The organism is Bacteroides sp. NSJ-39 (assembly GCF_014287315.1).
In the GTDB taxonomy this organism is placed as follows: Bacteria; Bacteroidota; Bacteroidia; order Bacteroidales; family Bacteroidaceae; genus Bacteroides; species Bacteroides finegoldii.
Genome location: NZ_JACOOB010000057.1, coordinates 1 through 2017 on the forward strand (window position 1 = coordinate 1; position 2017 = coordinate 2017).

Below are 2017 nucleotides of genomic sequence, written 5' to 3' on the forward strand. Positions count from 1 at the left end.
ATGAGCCGGTCTCTATATAAGAATAGAGATTTAGAAAAGCTTGAGCCGTATGAGGGGAAACTCTCACGTACGGTTCTGAGGGGGGAAGAGGGCAGTAATGCCCTTGACCTACCCGATCGACCGTCCGACTTGCAACAGCGTGACGGACGCGGAGTTAGGGCAGGTAATGAGATTGCCAAACATTTCGCCGGGAACAACGTGGATGTAATCATCTACGCGGTGGAGAAGTCACTGGACAGCTACAAGTTCAACCTCCTGCACTGCAAGCAGACTTTCATAAGCCAGCTCAAAAGCGGTGCGATGGGTGCGCGTACCATCGACGAGGGGGCAATGGACGAAAAATCGGGCATGAATTTCTCGGAATACATGGCGTTGCTCTCCGGCAATACCGACCTGTTGGACAAGGCGAAACTGGAAAAGCGGATCGCATCGCTCGAAGGGGAACGCAAGTCGTTCAACAAGGGCAAGCGTGATTCGGAGTTCAAGCTGGAGTCAAAGACCGGCGAGTTGCGCAACAACACGGCTTTCATAGATGCCATGACGGAGGACTGGAACCGCTTCCTGTCGGTGGTGCAGACCGACAAGGAGGGCAACCGCCTTAATATAATAAAGGTGGACGGAGTGGATTCCGCCGATGAGAAGGTCATCGGAAAGCGTTTGCAGGAGATAGCCAAGAATGCCACGACCGGAGGGTTGTACACGCAGGTCGGTGAACTTTACGGTTTTCCGATAAAGGTGGTGAGCGAAAGGATACTCAAAGAGGGATTGGAGTTCACCGACAACCGCTTCGTGGTCGAGGGGAACTACAAGTACACCTACAACAACGGGCATCTGGCGATGGCTGACCCGTTGGCCGCCGCCCGCAACTTCCTCAACGCGATGGAGAGGATACCCTCCATCATCGACCAGTACAAGGCGAAGAACGAGGTGCTGGAGATGGAGATACCGCAGTTACAGGAGATAGCGGGTAAGGTGTGGAAGAAGGAGGACGAGCTGAAGCAGTTGAAGTCCGAACTTGCCGCCCTTGACCGAAAAATTCAGCTGGAGCTTGCGCCACCCACGCCCGAAGTCGCAGAAAAGGAGAATGAAGGGCAACAGCTCAAGCCGGAAGCGGAAGATGTGAGGAACAGGCAGGCGCAATATCCCGAAAATGCACCGCCGCAGATACGCAGTCCGGCGGATAGTATCGTTGCCAACCATGTCATAATCGGGCGTCCGGGACTGTATGCCAAGGAGGAAACCCGGTCCAAAGGATTGAAAATATAACCTAAGGAATTTTATCTGAAGTATTAATAAGGGCTATCCCAAAAGGTCTAAAAGTAAATTTTATCCTTTCTGCAAGTATCTATAGGATGGCAACTGCATTTTTTTCTTTTTGGGCAGCCCTTATTAAAATTTATTCTTATTTTAGGTTATATACATTCATGTCCATTTATGTAAAAAATTCCTGCTGACCTTGTTTATGTCTTGTCAGTCACCATTTGCAAAACCATATTTGACCCTCAAAGAGGCTGAATTTGATAAGTAACTTGCTACATACTCATAATAAGGAGCTAAATAGAACACGAATGGGAAATACACAAATGCTAAACTAAAGAAGATATTGGCCAAAATAAACGCTATACCGAGAGAGAAACTTGATTTTTCAACTTCCTAAAACGGTGTTGTTCAAACATTTCTACTTATTTGTACTTGCCAGTTGAACCTACGCTTCCCTAATAAAATGTCTATGGTAAAAAGTTAAAAAATCCTCCCACTTTTGTTAGATATATTTTTTTGTGTAATTTTGTAATCGTTATGCGGCAGTAATAATATACATATTAATACGAGTTAGTAATCCTGTAGTTCTCATATGCTACGAGGAGGTATTAAAAGGTGCGTTTCGACAATGCATCTACTGTAGTATATTATTGCTTAATCCAAATGAATATTATAAATTTAGGAATTCTTGCTCACATTGATGCAGGAAAAACTTCCGTAACCGAGAATCTGCTGTTTGCCAGTGGAGCAACGGAAA

At 46.1% G+C, this 2017-nt stretch carries 2 protein-coding genes; both read left to right on the forward strand.

The window, feature by feature from the left end:
• The coding region (locus H8S63_RS19665; protein ID WP_151851776.1) for a DNA methylase at positions 1 to 1266 on the forward strand (1266 nt) is incomplete at its 5' end.
• Positions 1267 to 1917: 651 nt separating this feature from the next.
• Positions 1918 to 2017, forward strand: a 100-nt coding sequence (locus tag H8S63_RS19670) for a GTP-binding protein (protein ID WP_370527615.1), incomplete at its 3' end; no start/stop codon positions are given.